22 protein-coding genes are annotated in these 22,261 nt (G+C 45.9%); 10 read left to right on the top strand and 12 right to left on the bottom strand.

Annotated features, from left to right (window positions below; translation table 11 throughout):
* Positions 1 to 22: 22 nt before the first annotated feature.
* The 4 genes from QUA42_RS06500 to QUA42_RS06515 all read right to left on the bottom strand — a co-directional run bounded on the left by QUA42_RS06500 (position 23) and on the right by QUA42_RS06515 (position 4,422).
* Positions 23 to 2,638 (bottom strand): AAA family ATPase, encoded by a 2,616-nt coding sequence (locus QUA42_RS06500; protein WP_333136138.1) that lies wholly within the window; start codon positions 2,636 to 2,638, stop codon positions 23 to 25.
* Positions 2,639 to 2,971: 333 nt separating this feature from the next.
* Positions 2,972 to 3,124, bottom strand: a complete 153-nt coding sequence (locus tag QUA42_RS06505) for a hypothetical protein (RefSeq protein WP_333136140.1) — start codon at positions 3,122 to 3,124, stop codon at positions 2,972 to 2,974.
* Entirely contained in the window at positions 3,125 to 3,310 is a 186-nt protein-coding gene (locus QUA42_RS06510; protein WP_333136142.1) for a hypothetical protein, read from the bottom strand. It abuts the gene before it with no gap.
* A gap of 29 nt (positions 3,311 to 3,339) precedes the next feature.
* The gene (locus tag QUA42_RS06515; RefSeq protein ID WP_333136143.1) at positions 3,340 to 4,422 is read right to left on the bottom strand and encodes an ATP-binding protein; all 1,083 of its coding nucleotides are present in this window, start codon (positions 4,420 to 4,422) and stop codon (positions 3,340 to 3,342) included.
* A 154-nt stretch (positions 4,423 to 4,576) separates the two neighbouring features.
* On the opposite strand from QUA42_RS06515, the gene QUA42_RS06520 reads away from it, so the two are divergent.
* Entirely contained in the window at positions 4,577 to 4,891 is a 315-nt protein-coding gene (locus QUA42_RS06520; protein WP_333136145.1) for a TRADD-N-associated membrane domain-containing protein, read from the top strand.
* A 101-nt stretch (positions 4,892 to 4,992) separates the two neighbouring features.
* Here QUA42_RS06520 and rbsK read toward each other — a convergent pair whose 3' ends face one another.
* Entirely contained in the window at positions 4,993 to 5,913 is a 921-nt protein-coding gene (gene rbsK / locus QUA42_RS06525; protein WP_333136147.1) for a ribokinase, read from the bottom strand.
* A 305-nt stretch (positions 5,914 to 6,218) separates the two neighbouring features.
* On the opposite strand from rbsK, the gene nblR reads away from it, so the two are divergent.
* From nblR to QUA42_RS06545, 4 genes are all read left to right on the top strand, one after another.
* Positions 6,219 to 6,914, top strand: coding sequence for a response regulator transcription factor NblR (gene nblR, locus QUA42_RS06530; protein ID WP_333136149.1), 696 nt, complete (start codon positions 6,219 to 6,221; stop codon positions 6,912 to 6,914).
* 112 nt (positions 6,915 to 7,026) lie between these two features.
* Positions 7,027 to 7,542 (top strand): DUF192 domain-containing protein, encoded by a 516-nt coding sequence (locus QUA42_RS06535; protein WP_333136151.1) that lies wholly within the window; start codon positions 7,027 to 7,029, stop codon positions 7,540 to 7,542.
* A 493-nt stretch (positions 7,543 to 8,035) separates the two neighbouring features.
* Complete coding sequence (locus QUA42_RS06540) at positions 8,036 to 8,350, top strand: hypothetical protein (RefSeq protein ID WP_333136153.1); 315 nt, start codon at positions 8,036 to 8,038, stop codon at positions 8,348 to 8,350.
* A gap of 12 nt (positions 8,351 to 8,362) precedes the next feature.
* The gene (locus QUA42_RS06545; protein ID WP_333136155.1) at positions 8,363 to 8,578 is read left to right on the top strand and encodes a DUF2949 domain-containing protein; all 216 of its coding nucleotides are present in this window, start codon (positions 8,363 to 8,365) and stop codon (positions 8,576 to 8,578) included.
* A gap of 55 nt (positions 8,579 to 8,633) precedes the next feature.
* Here QUA42_RS06545 and QUA42_RS06550 read toward each other — a convergent pair whose 3' ends face one another.
* The 3 genes from QUA42_RS06550 to trpC form a co-directional block, all read right to left on the bottom strand.
* The gene (locus tag QUA42_RS06550; RefSeq protein ID WP_333136158.1) at positions 8,634 to 9,791 is read right to left on the bottom strand and encodes an alanine--glyoxylate aminotransferase family protein; all 1,158 of its coding nucleotides are present in this window, start codon (positions 9,789 to 9,791) and stop codon (positions 8,634 to 8,636) included.
* A 78-nt stretch (positions 9,792 to 9,869) separates the two neighbouring features.
* Positions 9,870 to 10,115, bottom strand: coding sequence for a DUF5340 domain-containing protein (locus QUA42_RS06555; RefSeq protein ID WP_041623669.1), 246 nt, complete (start codon positions 10,113 to 10,115; stop codon positions 9,870 to 9,872).
* Between the two features lie 350 nt (positions 10,116 to 10,465).
* The gene (gene trpC / locus QUA42_RS06560; protein ID WP_333136395.1) at positions 10,466 to 11,365 is read right to left on the bottom strand and encodes an indole-3-glycerol phosphate synthase TrpC; all 900 of its coding nucleotides are present in this window, start codon (positions 11,363 to 11,365) and stop codon (positions 10,466 to 10,468) included.
* A 100-nt stretch (positions 11,366 to 11,465) separates the two neighbouring features.
* On the opposite strand from trpC, the gene QUA42_RS06565 reads away from it, so the two are divergent.
* Both QUA42_RS06565 and QUA42_RS06570 read left to right on the top strand, forming a co-directional pair.
* Entirely contained in the window at positions 11,466 to 11,858 is a 393-nt protein-coding gene (locus QUA42_RS06565; protein ID WP_333136397.1) for an element excision factor XisH family protein, read from the top strand.
* Positions 11,855 to 12,247 carry a XisI protein gene (locus QUA42_RS06570; RefSeq protein ID WP_333136160.1) on the top strand — a complete coding sequence of 131 codons (393 nt, stop codon included), beginning with the start codon at positions 11,855 to 11,857 and terminating at the stop codon, positions 12,245 to 12,247. The genes QUA42_RS06565 and QUA42_RS06570 overlap by 4 nt, the downstream gene beginning before the upstream one ends.
* Here the strand turns inward: QUA42_RS06570 and QUA42_RS06575 are convergent.
* Positions 12,244 to 12,507: a type II toxin-antitoxin system prevent-host-death family antitoxin gene (locus QUA42_RS06575; RefSeq protein ID WP_333136162.1), complete on the bottom strand. Its 264-nt coding sequence runs from the start codon at positions 12,505 to 12,507 to the stop codon at positions 12,244 to 12,246. The two genes, QUA42_RS06570 and QUA42_RS06575, sit on opposite strands and share 4 nt — an antisense overlap.
* 108 nt (positions 12,508 to 12,615) lie before the next feature.
* On the opposite strand from QUA42_RS06575, the gene QUA42_RS06580 reads away from it, so the two are divergent.
* Both QUA42_RS06580 and QUA42_RS06585 read left to right on the top strand, forming a co-directional pair.
* The gene (locus QUA42_RS06580; RefSeq protein ID WP_333136164.1) at positions 12,616 to 15,177 is read left to right on the top strand and encodes an AAA family ATPase; all 2,562 of its coding nucleotides are present in this window, start codon (positions 12,616 to 12,618) and stop codon (positions 15,175 to 15,177) included.
* A 71-nt stretch (positions 15,178 to 15,248) separates the two neighbouring features.
* Complete coding sequence (locus QUA42_RS06585) at positions 15,249 to 15,710, top strand: nucleotidyltransferase domain-containing protein (RefSeq protein ID WP_333136166.1); 462 nt, start codon at positions 15,249 to 15,251, stop codon at positions 15,708 to 15,710.
* A gap of 91 nt (positions 15,711 to 15,801) precedes the next feature.
* Here the strand turns inward: QUA42_RS06585 and lpdA are convergent, their stop codons facing one another.
* Positions 15,802 to 17,238 carry a dihydrolipoyl dehydrogenase gene (gene lpdA, locus QUA42_RS06590; protein WP_333136168.1) on the bottom strand — a complete coding sequence of 479 codons (1,437 nt, stop codon included), beginning with the start codon at positions 17,236 to 17,238 and terminating at the stop codon, positions 15,802 to 15,804.
* Between the two features lie 446 nt (positions 17,239 to 17,684).
* On the opposite strand from lpdA, the gene QUA42_RS06595 reads away from it, so the two are divergent.
* Positions 17,685 to 17,963: a hypothetical protein gene (locus QUA42_RS06595; protein ID WP_333136170.1), complete on the top strand. Its 279-nt coding sequence runs from the start codon at positions 17,685 to 17,687 to the stop codon at positions 17,961 to 17,963.
* Positions 17,964 to 18,206: 243 nt separating this feature from the next.
* Here QUA42_RS06595 and QUA42_RS06600 read toward each other — a convergent pair whose 3' ends face one another.
* Positions 18,207 to 20,483 carry a lipopolysaccharide biosynthesis gene (locus QUA42_RS06600; RefSeq protein WP_333136172.1) on the bottom strand — a complete coding sequence of 759 codons (2,277 nt, stop codon included), beginning with the start codon at positions 20,481 to 20,483 and terminating at the stop codon, positions 18,207 to 18,209.
* A 179-nt stretch (positions 20,484 to 20,662) separates the two neighbouring features.
* Positions 20,663 to 22,240, bottom strand: coding sequence for a polysaccharide biosynthesis/export family protein (locus QUA42_RS06605; protein ID WP_333136174.1), 1,578 nt, complete (start codon positions 22,238 to 22,240; stop codon positions 20,663 to 20,665).
* Positions 22,241 to 22,261: the final 21 nt, after the last annotated feature.

Genomic DNA, 22,261 nt, shown 5'->3' on the forward strand with positions numbered 1-22,261 from the left:
AATATCTTCATCTCGCCGTAGGCTACAGGACAGACAGAGATGATGCAAACCAGCGGCGAATTAATTCAACTTGGAAACGGTAGCCCTCACTAACTTCCTCAATCAATTCGCGTTGCAGAAGTAAATTGAGAGCATCGTATTTATCTGGAAAGTATTGCAAAATAGTTGGTCGGCTGACTATTGCCCCTTCTCCTCGTGCTGCCAAAAACTGCAAAATAGCTAATCCTGCTGCATCTGCTTGATTGCTTTGAATATCGGCAAAAAAGAAACTGCCAACACTTAAAGCCTCTGGTATTGCTGCTTCGACATCGGCTAAGGTTGCCAGTCGGCGGATAGATGGATCTTGCTCGTTTTTTAGTGCGATAATTTCAGCGCAGAGGAGTTGGATTAGGAAAGGGTGACAGCGGGTGAGTTGCAAAACTCGATCGACCGCATTGGGTTCGTAACGCAGGGTAAAATCTTGGACGGGTTGCTCAATTAGTTGACGCGCTTCGAGTTCTTTCAGGTAGCTGATATGAACGACTTGGACATTGATTAAATAGCTAGCCCAACGCTGAAATTCTTCTATTGTATGGGAACCAGCTAGCAGCACTTTGAAGCGGGGACGATGTTGAATCAGGTGACGCAACATTCCCAGAACATCCTCCCGATCAAAGCGTCCTTTTGTGATGGCATTATCTAGCACCTCGAATTCATCCAAGGCAAGCAGGGCAATATTTTGTTGTAGCGCTTGTTCTACTTCGTCCAGCCATTCATCAAAGCGGGTGAAAGGGTCATCTTGCAGTGTTTCGCGCTTAAGAGATGGAAGAGTTAACGCACTTTGGCGCTTGGCTGAGTCTGCCATACTCCTAGCGATATTGTAGAGAAAACCAGCATAACCACTCGCTGATGAAACCGGCCCTTGCAAGTCTACAAACATGAGAATGATATTGCTGGGTAGCAAGCGTCCCAGGTTGTGGAGGAGGGAAGTTTTGCCCATGCGCCGTTGACCGTAGAGTAGCAAAGGAGGGCGGCGGCGGTCTAGGAGTAATTGCTCGATGCGCGTGCCGATATCAGTACGTCCTGTGAAGATTATCTGTTGTTCTGTAAGAGGCACGCCGATGATATAAGGGTTATCGATTTCTTGGCGTAGTTCGACAGCTTCTGCCAGTTGCAGCACATAGTTGGTGACAATTTCATGCCATTGGGTAGCAATGGGGCGAAAGCGTGGCGCATATTTGTCACTGCTGCGGGTCAACCCTAGAACTAAACCATTTAGTTTGTCTGCCACAGCAGTTAGGGCTAAACGTTGGTTGTAAGAACTGTTTTGGTAGAGAGCTGCTGCTATGTCCTCGCTGATGCGACTAAAGCCACTGAGGAGAAAACTAACTGGGCTATCGAGTTCTCCAAGGGCTAGATTGCGGTGAGCTTTACCGATAGCAGCTACATCTTTACAACGTTCTAACCCCCGTGCATCAAGTTCAATTTGTACCGCTGGTGCTGCCCAACGCTGGCGACTTGTACTCAAGTATTTAAAAGCAGCTTTGGCCTCTTCTGGATTACGCTCTGTTACTAAGAGAACGTGCTTGTCTAAGCAATATAGAGGAAGGCGTTGTCGTTCATCCCAAAAAGCCGAATGCCAACGTAACAAACTGGGTTTATTAGCTGTGCGTAGTTTGTCCAGTTGGTAGACCAGAATATTCCATCCTGTCAGGAAGGGATACAGTACCACTGGCAGGCATAAGCTTATAGTGATTACCACGCCCCACATGACGCCCGCTACCACGATTACCACGCCCCACACGACGCCCGCTACCACGATTGCCACGCCCCACACGACGCCCGCTACCACGATTACCACGCCCCCCACCACGACACTCACGCCCCCCACCACGACACCCACGCCCGCCTCCACGCTCTCCTCCACGCTCGGCTCCTTCGTCCCCGTCGCCAGCCTCCCGATCGCGCTCAACACCAACATCAACACCATTAACCTCCACTGCGGAACCCACCAGCGCCAGTCCCATATCGTGAGCGATTGCCGCAACATAATGTCCGACAGCCAGCCCCTGAAAAAGTCCAATGCCACGGATTGCACGCCCCGCAACAAGTCCGATGCCACGCGCAACAAGTCCGATGCCACGCGCAACAAGTCTGATGCCACGGGCAACAAGTCTGATACCACGCCCCACACCAAGTCCGATGCCACGCGCAACAAGTCTGATACCACGCCCCACACCAAGTCCGATGCCACGCCGCGCAATACGCCCAACGCTACGCCCAACAACATGCCTGACGCTATGCCGAGCGCCACGTTCAACTCCTTGTCCTTTCGTAAGCTGAACCCCAAGCTGGTCAACAGCTCGCCCGACACCACACCCGACACCACACCTAACACTACGCCCGATGCAATCTTTTCTACTGGCGCACCTAATAACCAAAGTACGAAGGCAACAACAATTGAATTGGCTAGAACAGGCACGACTAGGAATGCTTGTATTCGTAATTTCCACAAAGCTGGATTGCGCTTGAGATGGTTTCGCCAAGCTGAGGGACGGAAGAAAATCCAGAACAGCAATTGCAGGCTACCCAGAATTAGGTTGGGATGCTGTTCTGGTGAATCTGTGTAGGCGTTGCGCGGCACATTTGGCGATGTCATTTTGGCTGAGAGTTTTGTCTTCTGGGTAAAATATCAGCAATAACGCTGAGAATCTATTCTTTTCTATTCTGACTTGGCCGATCGAATCGGGATTGGAACTTGGTACGGAAATTCTGTAGGGGCGAAGCAGTCGGGCGACAATTTATGAAACTCAACCGAAATATAACTGTCCGACTGCTTAGCCCAGCCCTCACAGATAACCTATATTTACCATCTTGCTTGAAATCCCGGCGAATTGTTTGGATGCAAGGATCGCGATCGAATTACCAAGGTAGCAAAATGCGACATTCTGTAAATGGGTCGATCGATTTATTGTTGCAAAGCTCAGTATTATCATTGCAGCACTTCCCATTCTTCCGGGGGTAAAGTAGGTTCAAAAGGGTCATCGTAGCGATCGACCGTCCCTTGTAAGGGATAATGCAAACTATGGACAATTGTCTGATTAACCCAACTAAGATAATTATTTAATTCTTCATAATCCTGCAATTATTGTAATTCTTCTGAAGTGAGTTCAGCTACATTTCTTTTAGCCGTTAATATTCCAATTCGCTCCAGGAAAAACCTAGAAATGCGAAATATCAGCACTCCTTGTGCTAACTCCACCCTAACAGCTCCTTCTCTTGGCAAAGTTTTGGGTAAACGCTCCAACTTTATCGGTAAATTAGTTGTCATAGTATCGCTCTAAAAATGTTAGTTTCATTTTATAGAGATTGTAAATCAGCAAAGGGTTTTAGTTGCTCTAACCCTTCTTCATGCCAATCATCCCCGATTTCCCCATCTTCCAGACTAAATAATCGTTCTCGACAAAGGATTTGCAGCAGCAGAGGCCAGCATTTACTTTGAGTCAAAATCCACTCGACATCCTCAGCCGGAAAAGGCATGGGCGAACTGGCTATCAACTCGCGCGCTTCAGCTTCAGTCAAAGCACCCAGAGTTGTGGTATATCCAAAGATATTGAAAAAAGGCGAACTATGTCCCGTACTGCGCGCTAATTCGATCGGTAATTCTGGAGTTGCCAAGACAAAGCCTAAATTTCCATGGGTTTGGTTTGTTGCCAAAGAGCGCAAACTCTCCCAAAACCCATCATCTAATTCGGGACAGCGTTGCAATCCTGTGCCAATTTCATCTAATAGGATGACTGTAGGCTGATGTAAATTACTGCTAACCACATCCATAAATCTATCTAAGTCGCAAGGGCTGGGAACTGACATTTTTAGGGATTCTAAAATGTAGCGCAGCAGCCCTTCCCGATTTTGCCGTCGCACATCTTGAAAATCTACGAAAATCCAACGATAGTTTTCTGGATGGGGCAACCAGTCAGATTTTTGACCGGGGCGCAACTGTTCTGTTGGGGTGGTGGTAATATTTTTCAAGTAGTGCAGTAAAGAAGTCTTGCCAGTGCGCCTCTTGCCGATAATGGCAGCATTTTGCAGGGGACGGCGTTTCAGTAAGTCGAATAGGCGTTTTAGTTCTTTCTGCCGCCCGAAAAAGTGATGCGGGTGGGTGATGGGAGTACCAGTGATGAAAGCTGAGGTTTCCTCGAAGAGAGGCTTAGGGATAGTTTCGTCTCTATGTACGATATTTCTCCATTCATACCCCAATCTTCCGCTAATTTCCAGAAAATATGAGTAATCAACAGGTTGTCCCGTCAAAAATTTCTTGACTGTGGATAGCCCAATGTCCAATTCTTCAGCCAAAGCCTTCTGACTCGGAAAGCCGTTGCGTGCTAAAGCCGATTTGACTTGTTCGATACACCCTGGAGAAACTTTGAGCGATCGCCCCATGATGCCTCCAGATAAAATTAATGTGATTATAAATCCAATCTCAACTACAAGTCAACCAAAAGTCAACTCCCTCAACCTTCTTTCTCAACTGATCTTAACCTTGAACTCAACTTTCCTTGCATTTCAATAATATTAGAGAGTTCAAAGAAAACAAATGCCTAACAAGAAATTCAAAAACAACCAACCATCGCCCTCTGATAATTCCGGCAAAATCGAGCGTGATGTCATTCGAGAACGTTTACGTCAAGCTAAATTCAGTTTTAACGTGACTCTTGGGTTAACAATAGTAAGGGCCTCTATCAGTATTTTAGGCATCGGACTGCTATTTTTTGGCAAACTCCCAGAAGGAAAACTTGCCACCGCTGGCGGATTAACATCAAATATTGTGAGCGTTGGGTTACTCAAGTTTACTAAAGAAACGAACGACAGACTCGATCGCTTAGCCAAAGAATTCAAAGACGACGATTAAATAAAAATAGTTAAAGTAGGGTGCGCCTTCCGCACCTTACAAATTTAAGTAGGGTGGGCATTCCGCACCCTACAAATTCAACTAACGCGCACCTGACAAATTCAAATTAAATTCTGCAAAAATTTATCAAAAGTTGCCCGATCGGGCATAGCCACTTGAGCACCCACTTTAGTTGTGCACAAAGCGCCCGCTGCTGCCCCCCATCGCACCGCCTCTGACAAGGACAGACCGGCATCTAATGCGGAGGCCAACCCGCCGTTAAAAGCATCGCCAGCGGCCACAGTGTCGATCGCCTCCACAGCAAAAGCCGGTACAAAAAAGGTTTCATCCGCCGTAACAGCAACAGCGCCCCGATCGCCCAACTTGACAATAACATTCTTAACACCCCGCTCCTGCAACTGTTTGGCAGCTACAATCGCTGTTTCAGTGTCATTCACCCGAAAACCGACTAACTGGCCCGCTTCCACTTCATTCGGCGTGATAATGTCAATTAGCGGATAAAGTTCCAGTGGCAAATCCGCCCTAGCCGGCGCTGGATCGAGAATAACTCGCACCCCCGCTTGACGAGCAGCTTTCGCAGCTTTTTGGACAACTTCCAGGGGAATTTCTAATTGTAACAGCAACGATGTAGCTGACGGTAACAGTTTTTTGAGACGTTCTATATCTGCTTCACCGACATTGTTATTCGCCCCCGGAATCACAATAATATTATTTTGACCTGTCTCGTCTACGGCGATAATTGCCACACCTGAATGAGTGTTTTGGTCTATTAATACATTGTCTGTATTTACACCATAAGATTGTAAACTTGTCAATAATTCTTCAGCAAATTTATCGTTACCGACGCGACCGATGATGTGGATGGAAGTGCCGAGACGGGCGGCGGCGACGGCTTGATTTGCTCCTTTGCCGCCGCTGGCCGTGAAAAAATTGCTACCGATGATAGTTTCCCCTGGCTGCGGCAACCGGGGAGTTTTTGCTGCTAGGTCGATGTTGATACTGCCGAATACGATGATGGTCATAATTTAAATTGGGAATTGGGCGGAGCGAAGCGGAGGGATGGGGCATGGGGCATGGGGCATGGGGCCTTATAGAATTGGGAATTGGTAAGGGGTAGCAACTCGCAAATAACCCATAACGAATACACATCTCCCATAATTATCGTGGAACAGGCAGGATGCCTGTTCAAAATCTGGTTTTTAGGAGAAGTCTAATAACAACAAATAACAACAGTCAACAGCCAACAGTCAACAGCCAACAACCAACAGTTAACAACCAACGGCCGTCAAACGTGCTAGAACAGTTATGGTCTTCACCGGTCAATTCAATGGCTGCAATTACTCTCGATCGCAATCCCTGTGTCCTGCTAGTTGAAACAGACGAAGTTCTCGCCGGACACTTGAGTCTCGACTTAAAATCCTCCGGTTACGAACCGGTAGTGGCTTCTAATACCGCCACCGGCCAACATTTAGCCCATGAATTGCAGCCAGCTTTGATTGTAATTGACCGGATACTGGGACCTGAGTCGGGGCTGTCACTGTGTTCTCACCTCAGAAGTATTGGAAATCGGGTGCCGGTGCTGTTATTGGTCGGTCGTGATACAGTTGACGATCGCGTAGCTTGTCTGGAAGCTGGGGCGGATGATTATTTTCTCAAACCTTACCGCACTGAGGAGTTTTTGCAGTTGGTGCGCTTGTATTTGCAGCCGGATAACAGCAGCACCGAACAATTGAGGTTTGGCGATTTAGTTTTGGATTTGGCCTCTAGGCGGGCCCTGCGCAATGGACGGGCGATCGACCTGACGATGAAGGAATTTGAGCTGCTAAAGTATTTGATGGAACATCCCCGCGAGGTTTTGACTCGGGAACAAATTCTGGAAAATGTTTGGGGTTACGACTTTTTGGGCGAGTCGAATGTAATTGAGGTTTACATCCGCTATCTGCGCCTCAAGATTGAAGATGAGGGCGAAAAGCGCTTGATTCAGACGGTGCGCGGTGTTGGCTATGTGATGCGGGAAGCTTGAAGCAGTCAGTTGACTGTTGAGTGTTGACTGTTGGCTAGTTCCAATGTCCAATATCCAATGTCCAATGGTCAATTAGCAATCTAAAATCTAAAATCTAAAATCTAAAATCAATATGAATTATTTAGCTACTTTGCTCGGTATTGGAGTAAGTATATTTTTGCTGGGATGTTCGCCGACTTTACCGATTGCCAATGCTGGTGCTACTGGTATTGTGGCGGATCAGTCTCCGACGGCGAAAACATCGGGTCAAGTGCTGCCTGTTTCTGCTAGAGCTCGGATAGGCGATCGCCCAATCGAACTCGAAGTGGCGAAAACAGTGGAACAGCAGGCTATGGGTTTAATGTACAGAACTTCTTTGCCGGATGACAGAGGAATGCTGTTTGAGTTTAAACCGGCGCGGGGGGTCAATTTTTGGATGAAAAATTGCAAGATTTCTCTGGATATGATTTTTGTCCGGGATGGGGTGGTTGAGGCGATCGAAGTTTCTGCACCTCCTTGTACTGCCGATCCTTGTCCTACCTACGGGCCCGATACTGCTGTCGATCGAGTTATTGAACTCCGGGGCGGGCGGGCTGCTGAACTCGGTGTCAAAGTGGGCGATCGTCTTGAAATCGAGTTTTTTCAGTAAAACTGCGGACTGTTTCAGTAAAACCTGCAGACAGACACAATCCCCCGCTTTCCATCGCCCAGAGAGCCCCCTGCCTTCGGAATACCGGCGAAAATTTAGAAACTTTACAAAAATTGATTAAATCTATTAGAATATTAATGTAAGATTCAGTACAAACACCCGAAGATTTGCTACGATGTCGATCTCAGCCAGTCAGGACTTGAGCTTGTTTCCGGAAGCTGTAGATTGTTGGTCGCAGGTATGAGACGAGTCAGCGACTCGTTACCAATCCTGAGAGACGATACTCAGCCTCAAGGTATAGCAACACGAAAAGAAATTCTCTGGAAGTTCTGGCGAGCGAGGTAAATCTACTAAACCTATCTAAAGTAATATGCTACGAGCCAAGTTAATTGGCGGTAATTGGCAAACTTAACTTCGGGTAGCAGTTTTGGGTTTGATCGAAATATCTAACTAAATTTGCCGAAGTAGATTTGCGGATTCTGCATTTCGGCAGATGAAGTTAAACTCTGAACCTGGTTTAGTAGTTTTAGGTAGCAGAATAAATTCTGATTCGCGCTGCAAAGATGCCGAGGTATTCAGTTTAAGTTCGATCGCGATCGCAATTCGATCGGGCCGACATCAGCAAAATTGCAAAACCTTTCACTTGTTGGGAAAGGTTCGCTTTACAGTCGCACTCAGCATTATGTTTGGCAGTTTAACCGCTAATAGTGTTTTAACAGCTATCGACGGTTACAAGACAAATTTAAAACTGGCTTATTACTCATCAAAAACATCAGGTTCACATCAGAAAATGGTGTCCTATACTTAGAGGTGAAATCACATGGCACCCGCTAAATACACTAGATTAATTCGATTTTTACAAGAAGATTTGGCAATTTCGCCCGCGTCAATTGCTGTCGCCGAACGTGTCGGCGATAACAAACAGCGGCAGCCTGATAAAGACCCGAATTCCTTGCCGATGGTTCTGTGGCAATACGGTTTAGTCACTCTCGAACAGTTGGATAAAATCTTTGATTGGTTATCCGAAGCATATTAAAAGGATTTTAGATTTTAGAGAGTATCAAAAATCCAAAATCCTTTAACAACTGAGATTAGGATTCAGCCAAGAACTTGGCAGCAGCGGCAACCCCGGCACCAGGAGTGTAGCCTTCATGACCCAATTCTCGCAAAACGACTTCTAAAGAGGAAATTGCTGCTAGAATATCGCGATCGCACACAAAGCCCAAATGACCGATTCGGAAGATTTTACCTTTCAAATGGTCTTGTCCGTCGGCGAGAGCAATGTCAAATCTCTTTCTCATCAAAGTCCGCACTTTTTGAGCATCTACGGACGCTGGTGGCATAACCGAGGTAATCGCAGGGCTGGCGGCATCGTCAGCAGCAAACAACGGCAAACCTAAAGCTTTGACAGCAGCACGAGTAGTTTTCATTAAGCGTTTGTGTCGCGCGAAAACATTTTCCAACCCTTCTGTTTTCATCATCTGCAGCGATGCTTGCAGGGCAAAAAACATATTGACAGGGGGAGTAAAAGGAGTGGTATTTTTGGCAGCGTCTTTGCTATATTTACCCAAATCCAAATAATAGCGGGGCAGTTTCGCAGTTTTGTAAGCTTCCCAAGCTTTGGGACTGACGGCCACAAAACCCAAACCTGGAGGAATCATGTAAGCTTTCTGAGAACCCGAAGCAATGACATCGATTCCCCAAGCGTCCATCGGAATATTGACAGCGCCTAAGCTAGTGACAGCATCGACCATAATTAAAGCTTCACCGTGGGCTTTAACGTGGCGGTTGATGGTTTCGAGGTCGTTGAGGACGCCGGTGGAGGTTTCCGAGTGGGTGATGATGACAGCTTTGATTTGCTTCTCTGTATCTGCTTCGAGTTTTTCGCGGAAGTGTTCGGGGTCTAAAGGTTGGCCCCACTCGGCTTTAATAATTTCGGCGTTTAAACCGTAAGCTTCGGCGACTTCAGCCCAACGTTCACCAAATTTGCCGTTAGTGCCGACTAAAACTCGATCGCCCGCACTCAGGAAATTAATTATCCCAGCTTCCATCGCGCCGGTACCGGAAACGGTTAAACTCAGCACGTCACTTTTAGTTTGGTGCAGCCATTTCAAATTTTCGGTACATTCTGCAAAAATCCCGTCAAATTCCTTGCTGCGGTGGCCCATCGGGTGTTTTGCCATCGCTAACAAGGCCGCTTCAGGTACCGGCGTCGGGCCGGGAATCATCAGCATTAATTTGTTGTCCATGATATTGTCCTAAGTTTTTCTGTGGGAGTTATATAGAATAAATCAAATACGATACGTCACGTCGCTACTCTAACTTTTTTAACTTTTAACTCCCTTGTGGTTAATTTCATTTAGAGACCAGCGGTGTTCTACCGCTAAGTTCGATCGCTCGCAGCTTTGTTCTAATTGCTTTTGGATGGCAAGGGCTTTACGCAGTGTAATAATAAGTTGGTGCACTTGTTGCTGCTGCGGCGATTGTGGACTGACAGCAAACATCGTTTTGCGTTCTAACAATTGAAGTAGCAATTCATAATGAATGTACGAAGGAAGGGGGATTGGCTCCATGAAAGCTAATATACCTCAGCGAACCGATACCCCATTGCAATTGCATGAGGCATCACAGGTGAACATTAGATGCCCGATTTTTTATTTGTTTTCTAACCGTACAATAACCCCCTGCTTTGCCGATCGAATATTCGGGGCTGGGTGCGTTGGACACGCTAAATCTTGCGATCGACCCGCTTACAGAATAGATTTAATTGCTTTCTGGCAAAATATTTCTATACAATATAGCTTTGAGTGCTATTTTTTTTTACAGTAGCGCTTGAGTCGATGCAGGCTAGAAATTCTCATTATTTACCTACTTAATCATTTTTTATCAGAATTAAGGGTGGTTTGTCAAGCGGTCTCGCCTTTCACAGGCTGGGAGGGCGATCGGCAAGCGAGGCTAAAGCAGCACCCGGATCGGGCTGTTTGACTAAAGATTCACCGATGAGGACGGCCCCGGCTCCGGCACTGGCAACTTGATTTAAGTCGTCGGGAGTGTGGATTCCTGACTCGCTGACGATGAGGATGCTTTTTGCTTGGATTTCGGTTTGTCGAGCGGCTAATAGTTGAGTGGTAGTTTCTAGGCTGACGGAAAAGTCTGCTAGGTTGCGGTTGTTGATACCGATCAGGTTGACGCCTTCTAGGGTTAATACTCGATCGAGTTCTTCGAGAGTGTGAACTTCTATCAAAGCTGTCATGCCCAAAGTCTTGACAATTTTTACAAAGTATTGTAAGTCTTTATCTGACAGAATGGCTGCGATTAACAATACAGCATCGGCGCCGTGAATCCGGGCGAGATAGATTTGGTAGGGATAGATAATAAACTCTTTGCAAAGTAAGGGTAAATCGACGGCGGCGCGGATTTTAGCGAGGTTGTCGAAGCTGCCTTGAAAGAACTTTTCATCGGTGAGTACGGAGATGCAACTGGCGCCGTTTTGTTGGTAAGCTAGAGCGATCGCAACCGGGTCGAAATCTTCGCGAATTACGCCTTTGCTGGGGGAAGCTTTTTTAACTTCGGCGATGATAGCGGGTGTGGTTTTGCCGTTTTTGAGGGCAGCAAGAAAGTCGCGGGTTGGCGGTGCAAAGGGGAGTTTTTTGTGAAGATCGGCTAACGGGGTGCGATCGCGCTTTTGGGCCACTTCAGTTTCTTTTTGCCAGACGATTTCTTCGAGGATGTGCTGGGGTTCGGCGTCGGGTACGGCGATTTGGTAGCTGAGGTAGAGTACGGAGACTGATGTGCTAGGGGGACGACGGCGGATTTGAAGCATGATAGGGGGATAAAGGGCGATCGTAACAAGTTTCAACGTATTATATAATGGTTACAGTAAATCCTCCTAATCAGAGTGCTAATGCGTCTCAGCTAAAGATATTTATCACGATACAGTTAAGCGTGCCCTACAAAAGGATGGCTGGACGATTACTCACGATCCATTTCCCCTGCAGATTGGTCGCAAGCGTTTATCTGCTGACCTGGGTGCAGAACGTCTAATTAATGCTGAAAAAGGAACCGAAAAAATTGTTGTTGAGGTCAAGAGTTTTGTAGGGCGATCGGATGTAAAAGATTTGGAGCAGGCTTTGGGACAGTACATTCTTTACCGCCAAGTGCTTAATGAAATGCGGATCGATAGAAGTCTCTATTTGGCAATTCCTCAACCAATTTTTAATAGCGTATTTACCATAGAATTAGGACAAGTGTTATTAAAAAATCAGATTGTAAAACTGATTGTTTTTGATGATAAAAGTGAGGCGATAGTTCAATGAATACCCGATTAAGATACCAAGAAATTATCAAAACCCTACTGCAAGAACACGCCAACTACCGCGCTGCCATACCTGACGGATATAATTCCCAAGTTATCTTTGATGAGGAACGAGGAAGCTACTTAGTCTTGGATATTGGTTGGAATGGTGACAAGTACCTTCACGCCACACCAATCCACATCAATTTAATGGGCAATAAAATCTGGATTCAATATGATGATACCGAAGAAGGAGTGGCGACTGATTTACTGGCAGCAGGTATTCCTAATGAAGATATTGTACTGGGTTTTCGCCATCCTAATGTGCGGCAATATACTGAATTTGGGACTGGTTTGAGTGGCAAAGATGAAGGAAATGTTGCTGAATCTGCTGCTGTGCGATCGGCCTAAGTAGAGTACGGAAGAGGTTTGACAGTTCTGGCTTTTGCCTGTTTCAGGGCACTTAACAAGCGATCGGCGTTTTTGGGTGATCGCAGCAGGTATACTGTCTCCAGTAAGCTTGCCAATTCGTCAGCGGCAATTAAGGCTACGTTTTCGCCGTCTTTGCGGGTGATGATGATGGCATCGCGATCGCTTATGACTTGTTCGCACAGTTCATCAAGATTGGCTTGAGCTTCAGTATAGGTGACTTGGGTTTGTGTGAGTGACATGGTTTTAGGCTTACCAATATTAAGGATATTATAAGGGCGATCGGGCTGTTTGCAATTCTCCTTGTTGAGTTATAATAAAATTTCGTGTTCCTCTATTTTTCTCTAAATATGAGACTAGATGCAATTTTTATCCGATTCTATAAGTCTTTCAACGTGGATCACCATCGGCAATACTCCGCTATAGACAATCAACCCACAAATCCCCAAAAGCCCCAAAAACAGATAAAAAAACATCCTTGGGAAATAATTCATGCCGATGATAATGAACTCTGGTTCCCCTTCATTAAAGTCCCTATCGAGCCACAAATTACGGCTGTTGTGGGTGCTAATGAATCAGGTAAATCACACCTGCTGACCGCGATAGAGAAAGCAATTACTGGGCGCGATCACAAGGGACACAAAATCTCCGCATCAGATTTTTGCCGATATTCTGACAGATTTCTCATCACTTCGGATAAATCACGTATTCCCGATTTTGTTACTGAATGGTCTGGCGTTTCCATAGAAGAAGCTGAGCAAATCACGGAATTTTCTCAAGTTCCGAAAAGTCAAAAAATTGATAAATTTTTATTATTCAGGAAGAATATAAAAGAATTAATAATTTATCTGCCTCATGATGAAAAACCATATCCAGTAGCATCAGATTTTCTTGAAGAATTTCAGAAGATACTACCAAGAACGAGAAGACTCGATACTACTACAGCTCTCCCAGATAGTGTGCCGATTCAAAAATTAGTTGAAATCATCAATAAAAAGCCTGAAGGTACAAAATATGAACTATTATCCTTCGATCGCAGAACAGAAATTAGGCTTTTGCTAGATAAACTAATTGAACAGTCACCGTTGTTGAAAACTTTATTAACAAATTCAGCTACTATAACTCAGGCATCTAATGATAACAAGCAGGGACATGAACTCATAAATAAACTTTTAGAAGAACTTGAAAATTGCTATAAAAGTACAGATAACCAGGACTCACATCAAGAAAAAGAAATAAAGCTTGCCTATGATATGATATGCACTATTGCCAAGATTAGCGATACAGCTATTATTGAACTAGCAAATGCAATGGCGGAAAACGATATAGGATATACCCAAGCATTAATAGATAAAATCAACAAACAACTATCAGCTAATCTGAATTTGCCCAAGTATTGGCCACAAGATAATAAATTTCAAATTACCGTCCAAGCTAAAGATCATAACTTAGAATTCAGTATTCTTGATCGGACGGAAACAAAATATTCTTTTGATGAAAGAAGCTCGGGCTTGAAATATTTTCTCAGTTATTTTATTCAACATAAGTCGTATCAACCACCGAATAGTATCCCGGAAATTCTTCTCATGGATGAGCCAGACACCTACTTATCCAGTCAGGCTCAACAGGATCTACTGAAGATTTTTGAAGAAGTTGCCAGTTCTGAAGATGGTACTCCCAGTTCTCAGGTAGTTTATGTTACTCACTCTCCTTTTCTCATAGACAAGAACCACTCTGAACGCATCCGTGTTTTGAATAAAGGAATTGGAGATGAGGGAACAAAAGTAGTTAAAAGTGCTGCCAACAACCGCTATGAACCACTTCGTTCTGCATTAGGAGCATTTGTTGCTGAAACTGTTTATATCAGTCAGTGTAATCTTATGGTTGAGGGGCCTGTCGATCAAGTTTTGCTAGCAGGTGCAGCAACTCATTTACAACGAAGCGGTGCGTCGGATCTAGAAACTTTGAACTTGAATGAAATAACGATTGTGCCTGCTGGAGGAACTGGAAATGTTCCTTACATGACTTACTTAGCACGTGGTCGAGATACTGAGCAAGCAGCAGTCATAGTCCTTGTAGACAGCGACTCAGATGGAAATAAAGCAAAGCGACAACTGACAGAGGAAAAATATGGCTGGCAGAAGACTTTCTTGCTCAAACCACGTTATGTATTCCAAATCGGTGATTTGAGGGAACTAGGAGTAAATTTTCCTGAAAAACTTAAAGAGCCTCAAATAGAAGATATTATTCCTTTGAGGATCAGTGTATTGGCAGCCCACAAATACGCAAAGATTATCTGTGGACTGGAAGATCGCGATCTACAAGAGATCAAGGACGAAGAGATTCAGAAAAAACTCGACGCAGGTATGACAATGTTCAAAGCGGTCAATTCCTGCGTTGAAGCAGCCTCCAAAGAGAAACCCCATTTAGACAAGCTTCCTTTTGCTAGAAGTGTCATTGACATAGTACATGATCTTCACAAAAAAAGCTGTAGTGCCCCAAAAGATTTAGATGAAAAAGATTTAGAGGCACTCAAGAAGTTCGACGATAACTTTAAAATTCTGTTTCGCGAACTTTGTGAGCGAATTGTTGAAGCAGAACTTGAGAGGACTCGTGAAAAGGCTTCAGAGACAATCCGACGTGAATGCGAACAATTCTTCAATAATCATCAGAATGCTCCGAAGAAAGAAGAAGCTGTTGTTTTTTTGAATAAGTTGAAGATTTTGCTAGCAAGCGATACTAGGTTTGATGCTGAACTAATTATAGAAGAGATCGAAAAGATCCGAACCAATTACCAGCTTAATAAAAATTCAACAGAAAGGATCGAGAAATATGATGACTTTAAAAAATCTGTCAAAGGCTTAAAATATCAGGGAGAAAAGAAAGCCGAAGAAATTGCTGAGAAAGGCTAAAAATCTAATGTAATCGGAGTAGGCGAAAATCATCGCTATTTGCTATCGCCCTTCAACCCTCCATCACAAATATGAACATCAACGATCGACTCACAACCATCCTAACTGACTTACGATCGCACTTCGAGCAACTGTACGGCGATCGCCTCACGCAAATGGTACTCTACGGTTCCCAAGCGCTAGGCGATGCAGACCCCGACTCAGATATAGATGTTTTAGTAGTTTTGAAAGCGCCAGTCCAAGCGGCCGAAGAAATTGATAGAACTCTTCAGATAGTAGCAGATTTGTCGCTCCAAAATTATGAAGTGATTAGCTGCCAGTTTATGGACGAACAGCGATTTATACATTACAACGGGCTTTTATTGAGGAACATTCGCAAAGAGGGAATGTCATTTCTCAATAAGCCTTTGACGGGCGGGCAGGATGCCCAACCCATACTCCCCACAAAAAAACTTACTCTTTGTGGAACAGGCATCTTGCCTGTTCTGGAGAATGCTAAAAGATGCAATTCCGAGCAGTTTCATCTCCCTTAACTTGCTCTACCACCGCCCTAAAACAGAATACCGAAATCCCCGACTTATTCAACAAGTCGGGGATATAAAACAAGAAAATAGCCCCTACAAATTAATGACTTCCCGCTCCAGCCGCCCGTTTAAACGCCTCATCCAACACTTCCGAAAGCGTCGGGTGCGTGTGAACTCGGAATGCTAAAGTGTTCACAGAATCGCGCTGGGCGATCGCATTTGCCGCCTCCTGAATCAAATCCGAAGCGTGCAAACCGAAAATGTGAACTCCCAACAACTCCCCAGTATCTTTCCGGTAAATCACCTTAGCTGTACCGTCGGTTTCCCCTTCAGCAATAGCCTTAGAATTTCCCTTAAAATAAGTCTTGACAGAAGCTACCTCAAACCCTTCAGCTTTTCCTAACTCTTTAGCCGCAGGTTCCGTCATCCCCACATAGCTAATTTCCGGGTGAGTAAACGCCGCCGCCGGGATACTCAAATAGTCAACTTCGCGAGCTCGCCCGCAAATATTTTCCACCGCAGCAATTCCCTGAGCAGACGCAGAATGCGCTAACATCATTTTGCCGTTAACATCGCCGATCGCCCACAAATTTTGCACCGGTTCTCCCGCAGCCAAAACCTGCATCTTATCGTTAACTGGGATATAACCGCGCATCGTTTCCACGCCCACAGTTTCTAACCCCAAATTCTTACTGACAGGAACTCGGCCAGTTGCTACCAAACAAGCATCAACTTCCAAAACTTCCACAATTTCCTTAGTCTTGAAATCAGCTAATTCAATAATCACTGGCGAACCAGGAGTAATCTTCTTAGCCAAAACACCCACTTTTGTTTCAATATCGCGAGGCGCAATTAACACCCGTTCTGCTAACTTAGCAATATCTGGATCGAAAGTCGGCATCAACTGATCTAGAGCCTCAATCATCGTGATTTCACAGCCCAGTGCGGTGTAAATATCGGAAAACTCCAAACCGATATAACCGCTACCAATAATTGCAATCCATTTCGGTAGCGATTCCAACCTGACAGCATCGTCGCTGGTAAATACAGTTTTGCCGTCAATTTCTATCCCAGGGGGGACGAAAGGAATTGAACCGGGGGCGAGAATAATATCCTTGGCGGTAATCGTTTTCTCGCCTTTATCGGTTTCGACGGTAATTTTTTGAGCACTGGCAATTTTGCCCCAACCTTGGATGACATCCACGTTCAAACGTTTGAGGCTGTTGGTCAAGTCGCCGCGAAGTTTGCTAACAATAGTGTTAGCGTGATTTGCGATCGCCCCGCGATCGAAATCCACACTCCCCAACTGAATTCCCAAAGTCTTCAGGTGGTGGGCATTCCGCAAATCTCGCACTCGCCCCGAAGCCGCCAACAGCGCCTTCGAGGGAATGCAGCCGCGGTTGACGCAAGTCCCCCCCATGTCCCCCGCTTCGATAATTGCCACTTTCAGCCCGCAGCTAACCGCGTGTATGGCCGCACCGTGCCCGCCCACGCCAGCGCCGATAATTGCTAAATCGTAATCAAATCCCTGAGTCACCTTAAAATCTCCTAATGCCTTTGAAATCTTAGGACTCAAGCAAAAAATACCGTCTCTCCGTCCTTTCGAGGTGGCGCGTTGCCATCGCAACCCTTGAACAGCGGTAATATTTGCATAAGTCCTGTCTCCTTATTCTCGACTAGACTAGGGTTAATTAGACAACGAAAGAGCCCTAACTGAGATTTTTTCAGGGTCGATGATTTTGAGCAGGGTCTACACAAAGTCTCAAATCACTCAGTAGGCGGGTGTACAGTTAAATACAGTTTGAAGGCTGACTATGCCCGTTGCGGGTTTTAGATTGGGGCAGCAAGTTCAGCCGCAGGCATTCCCACCGCCCGGTTAAATTCTGTCCTCCTGCTTGTTTTAGTCGGTTTTCATGTCTAATATCTGCACGCGCCGGGGCGGACAGACTTTGTTAGCAAATTTTAGACCCTATGGAGTGGCTTATGACGGATGACGACTACCAGAAAGATTTACGCCGGGCTTCGGCTCAATCATTTTTTGAGTCCCTGGATGAATTGTTCGATTCTATAGAATCCAACAGCAGTCAAGCTGCACAACCTAAATCTCCACCGCCTCAGGCGAAGTCTTCGAGTCAGTCTTCGAGTCCGCCGAAGAAGACTAGACCTGCGAAAATTAATTTGTCGGATTTTGAAGATGCGATCGCCGATTTGGAACAGTTTATCCAGAGCAAACACCAGAAACGCCCTGAATCCAATCAATAGTGCGTTGACATATTTTCATGTATTGACTGTTGACTGTTGACTGTTGACTGTTGACTGTTGATAAGCGAAAAATTTTAGACCGAAGTTCCAGCTCCCAGATTCATCTGTGGAGTCAATTTTTAAATCTCAAATCTCAAATCGACTGGCTGTTAACGGTGCTTTAAGCTTAAGCTGTTTAGGTTGCAACCTACAATATATTGATATTTCGTTGAGGATTGCTTTACAAGAATTAAGCCAAATAAATTAGCTCAATTTACTATTAATAGCCTTATTTTTAGGCTTTGAGTGCTGCGGTAATTGCCTCGATCGCACTTCAATCGCGCGATCGCCGATCGCACTCAAAGGCAACTCCAATTCATCAAGATCATTGCGGAACTTGACCGGAATGTCAGCACCGTTAATAATCGCTCCCAACAGCCGTGGCCCGGATTTATTCGACTCCTCATCCTCAGATTCCAGCAACTGATCTGCAGCCTCAGACAACATACTAGACAAAGTGTAACCAGGCCGCGCCACCAAAATCATACCGTCGGTGTACGGTTCCAAAGTCAGCGCGTCGTTGCACTCGCTCAAAGCCGGAGAATCCACAACCACAAAGTCAAAGCGGTTGCGAACATCCTCAAACAATCTCCGCATTTCGCTCGATTCGAGTACGGCGGAGGCTTGCCGCAAAAAGCCGGGACTCGGCACAACGTATAGATTCTCTACCTCTGGAACCAAAAGGACGCACTCGCTAATATTGCCGTAATAGTGCAAAGGTTCCACCGTCGCCAGAGGATCAGCAGCAATTTTCAAAGATTCAACGTTAGAAGGCGATCGCAAATCTGCTTCAATTAGCAAAGTCCGTTTACCCGATCGAGCCGATGCAATTGCCAAATTGTAAGCACTAAAACTTTTCCCCTCCAAAGGCGCCGCCGAAGTCAGCAACACCACCTTCACAGGTTTGTTCCCGATGCGGCGCAAATTAGTACGCAACCGCTCGTAAAATTCCAAATAGGGAGAATTTGCCTCCAAGGCGAGTGGCATTTCATCGCCGTAGGAATCAAACACCGTCACTTCAGGCAAAACTGCCAGTATCGGCACTTCTTTTTCCACCAAAGCCGCCCGCACTTCTTCCCAACTGTAAAACTTGCCGTTGAGCATCCCCAACAAAAATATCAACCCCCCGCCCAGCAGCAATCCCACAAATCCGCCCACCGCCAGCATCACGGGCAAACCTCTCTTGTTTGACTCAACGTCATCAGTTTGTGGCAATTGGGCGATTCTCAAACTCCCCGTTGTCTCAGCTACCGCCGCCTCAGCATCTACCAAAGCCGACTGCATCTTGTCGTAGAGAGCTTTTTTGAACGCCACTTGCTGGGCCAAACGGGCTTGTTCTAACTGCTTGTTGGGGATTGTCGCGTGTTCCCGACGCAATAGCTGTTCAGTTTTCTCGATTCCTTGGAGTTGCTGTTGCGCCGCATCCCGCTGCGTTTGCAAAGCAATCAAAGTTTGAGCTAACTGCTGTCTGGCCGGATCTAAAGAAGAGTCTACCCGAATTCGAGCGGCACTTCTAAGCGGAGCCGCCACCCCGTTACCGCCGAGTACCTCAGATTGCCGCTGCTGCAACTGCTGCTCAAAAGCTTGTTTTTGTTTGAGCAATTCTACAATTTTCGGGTGTTCCTCCTGCAAGTCGCTGCGGAGAATTTTGAGCTGAGATTCGATCGAAAACAATTGCACTCGCAGTTGGGCAATAATTGGATCGGCAGAGAGTGCTTGAGCGACGTAAGCTTGCTCCACATTCAATCCCAAGCGCTCCTGCAAACTGTTAATTTGAGCTTCAATGCCTCCCAACTGCACGCGGAGTTGTCGCTGCTGCTGTTGGCTGCTGGTAATCGCTTGCGGCAAAGCACCGCTCTGAGCTGCTAAAATTGAAGTCCCTTCTCGTTTTTCGTAGGCTTCAAGTTTTGCTTCCGTCTCTCTAAGTTCCTGAGTTACTTTCGGCAAACGCTGGTTAATTTGGGTGATCGTTGCTCGCAGTCTAGAAGTATTAATACTTTTGCTGTGTTCCACCATTTCGTACATCAGCGTCTTTACTACCGCTTCTGCTTTTTTGCGATCGCCATTTTTGTACAATACTTGAATCAAAGCGCTGGGGTCATTATTCTTACTTGGCATCTTTATCTGCACATCTTTTCCCAGCTTTTTAGCCAAAGCTTGTATTTTTTCTTTCGCTTCTTCTTTGTTTAATTTTTCTTCGGGTTTGATGAGTTTTTCGGCTGCTGGTTCAACCACTCTTGTATCCAGCAGCATATCTTTAGTTATTTCTTGTCCTTCCTGTTGAATTTTAGTAGTAGTCGATGAAAAAATCACGCTCGGTCTGTCGTAGGCCAGCGTACCTATTGCAACGTAAACTGGCGCAGGCTTTGGCTGCACAGCCACTACTCCCGACACGCCAACAGTCACCGCGAGAGTAGCCAGTCCCACCCACTTGTATTGGTCGAAAGCAATTAAATAACGTTTAACAACGGATAAAGTCATGACGATTTTAGATTTTAGATTTTAGATTTTAGATTTTAGATTGCTAATTGTTAACGATAACTAATGATTGCTGACAAATGATACCCATTCCCAAAAACCTTAGAACTTTCGGCTTGCGATCTAAACCCATATCGCATAAGTCATTCCCCATCTCAAGTCGAAAATCGAAAATAGTATGACTACCTCTCATTACGTGATGGGCCGAACAAATCTGTCACCCCATTTCTCAACTGTTCAAAGAACAGAATAAATCCCAAAGTATCCCGGAATGGTCGAGTAAAAGTATTGAGTACATAACCAATTCGCTCTACCAAATTCCTACCAATCACAATCACATCATTATCTTCGAGCATCGGGTTCTGAGAAACATTGCCCTCCAAAGCAGCTTTAGCATCTATCGAACGGTTGATTGCTCTACCTTGCTTTTCGTCGAACCGAATCAGGGCTATTTTCCGCAAGTCAGCAAGATTAACAGGCAAGTTGTTGAGAGCATCCAAAAACCTGCTGCCATTTTCTACGTAGAACGAGGTCAGACCACCACTAGCGTAACTCAAAACTCGAACGTAGATCCTGGGCTTAATCAGGGTAGACCGCGAAACCAGAGCTTTGTCGTAGTCTAGGTTTTTGGTACTAGCGTCCAATTCCGGGATGACAATCACATCTCCCGATGCCAAAGGAAAATCGAACAAATCGTTAGCGTTTGCTAGGGGAGTGTAGAGGTCGATTGGTTCCTCCACCGAGGAGCCGTCCATCAGCGTCCGCCGCACTCGCACCTCCCGCAAATCGGCTTTTCCCGTGACTCCCCCCGCAATCACCAAAGCAGCCGAAATTCGACCAGAACCCGCCGGAAGCGTGTAAAAACCAGGTTTGCTGACTTCTCCGGTGACAGTGATTTGGACGGGGACAGCCGCCGCCGCGAGGCTGTACCTGGATGCTAAATCTTGATCGGATTTGCGATCGGGCGTAACCTGTTTATACGGTACGACGATCGCATCTCCATCTTCCAAACGCAAATCCGGCGGAGCAATACCAGTTTGCAACGGTGTCAAAATATCAACAACTTGCTCCACCACAGCACCTCCCGGCAGAGTCCGCCGCACCCGCACCGCCCGCAGTTCCGCCGTAGGATTAGTCCCAGCAGCAGCCGCCAGAGCCGCAGGAAGCTGGGGGGTTTGCAGCGGATAAAAACCCGGTCTGGCCACTTCTCCCGTCACCGTCACCACTACGGGGCGCTGAACCAGCAAAGCAGCCGAGACTTGAGGATTTTTGATAAATTGGGCAAAGCGCTCCCGGAGGCGCTGCTGTGATTCTTCGACAGTAAGACCGCGCACATTTACTGTTCCGATTAGCGGCAGTACAATTACCCCTTCAGGGCTGATTGCACCTGTAAAGCCTAGCTCTGGGAAGCGCTGAACTTGAACAGAAATCTGGTCTCCCGGGCCCAGGCGGTAGGGTCGATTCCGAAAAGCTGGGTTAATATCCCGGTTGAAATTGGCAGGCGGCGGTGGCGGTAAACGCAATGGCGGTGGCGCCACGAGTCGCTCGGAACTAGGAACAACAGATTGAGCTAAAGCGGTTTCCGAAAAAATTTTGCTATTAAAACCCCAGAATACAGCAGCAAAAGATAGAGTCCAAGCAGTTGAATACAGACCGGCCAAGGAAAAAGCGAGGCGATTTTTAATAGTGGATTTTTCCCGCATTTCCAGAGGATTTAAAAAAGTAATATTTTGAATAATGACCTGATTTGTAAGTTTCATCTAAATAGAGTAGCGCAAAAA

Origin of the sequence: Microcoleus sp. Pol11C2 (genome assembly GCF_036701505.1) — a bacterium.
Classification (GTDB): domain Bacteria; phylum Cyanobacteriota; class Cyanobacteriia; order Cyanobacteriales; family Microcoleaceae; genus Microcoleus.

Bases quoted from the DNA above. Each gene is read 5' to 3' on its own strand.
- QUA42_RS06550 (WP_333136158.1), bottom strand. From the start codon at position 9,791: ATGGACAACAAATTAATGCTGATGATTCCCGGCCCGACGCCGGTACCT.
- QUA42_RS06520 (WP_333136145.1), top strand. From the start codon at position 4,577: ATGCCTAACAAGAAATTCAAAAACAACCAACCATCGCCCTCTGATAAT.
- QUA42_RS06555 (WP_041623669.1), bottom strand. From the start codon at position 10,115: ATGGAGCCAATCCCCCTTCCTTCGTACATTCATTATGAATTGCTACTT.
- QUA42_RS06500 (WP_333136138.1), bottom strand. From the start codon at position 2,638: ATGACATCGCCAAATGTGCCGCGCAACGCCTACACAGATTCACCAGAA.
- QUA42_RS06585 (WP_333136166.1), top strand. From the start codon at position 15,249: ATGAACATCAACGATCGACTCACAACCATCCTAACTGACTTACGATCG.
- QUA42_RS06535 (WP_333136151.1), top strand. From the start codon at position 7,027: ATGAATTATTTAGCTACTTTGCTCGGTATTGGAGTAAGTATATTTTTG.
- QUA42_RS06575 (WP_333136162.1), bottom strand. From the start codon at position 12,507: ATGTCACTCACACAAACCCAAGTCACCTATACTGAAGCTCAAGCCAAT.
- QUA42_RS06540 (WP_333136153.1), top strand. From the start codon at position 8,036: ATGAAGTTAAACTCTGAACCTGGTTTAGTAGTTTTAGGTAGCAGAATA.
- QUA42_RS06515 (WP_333136143.1), bottom strand. From the start codon at position 4,422: ATGGGGCGATCGCTCAAAGTTTCTCCAGGGTGTATCGAACAAGTCAAA.
- QUA42_RS06545 (WP_333136155.1), top strand. From the start codon at position 8,363: ATGGCACCCGCTAAATACACTAGATTAATTCGATTTTTACAAGAAGAT.
- QUA42_RS06600 (WP_333136172.1), bottom strand. From the start codon at position 20,483: ATGACTTTATCCGTTGTTAAACGTTATTTAATTGCTTTCGACCAATAC.
- QUA42_RS06605 (WP_333136174.1), bottom strand. From the start codon at position 22,240: ATGAAACTTACAAATCAGGTCATTATTCAAAATATTACTTTTTTAAAT.
- rbsK (WP_333136147.1), bottom strand. From the start codon at position 5,913: ATGACCATCATCGTATTCGGCAGTATCAACATCGACCTAGCAGCAAAA.
- trpC (WP_333136395.1), bottom strand. From the start codon at position 11,365: ATGCTTCAAATCCGCCGTCGTCCCCCTAGCACATCAGTCTCCGTACTC.
- QUA42_RS06595 (WP_333136170.1), top strand. From the start codon at position 17,685: ATGACGGATGACGACTACCAGAAAGATTTACGCCGGGCTTCGGCTCAA.
- QUA42_RS06510 (WP_333136142.1), bottom strand. From the start codon at position 3,310: ATGACAACTAATTTACCGATAAAGTTGGAGCGTTTACCCAAAACTTTG.
- nblR (WP_333136149.1), top strand. From the start codon at position 6,219: ATGGCTGCAATTACTCTCGATCGCAATCCCTGTGTCCTGCTAGTTGAA.
- QUA42_RS06570 (WP_333136160.1), top strand. From the start codon at position 11,855: ATGAATACCCGATTAAGATACCAAGAAATTATCAAAACCCTACTGCAA.
- QUA42_RS06580 (WP_333136164.1), top strand. From the start codon at position 12,616: ATGAGACTAGATGCAATTTTTATCCGATTCTATAAGTCTTTCAACGTG.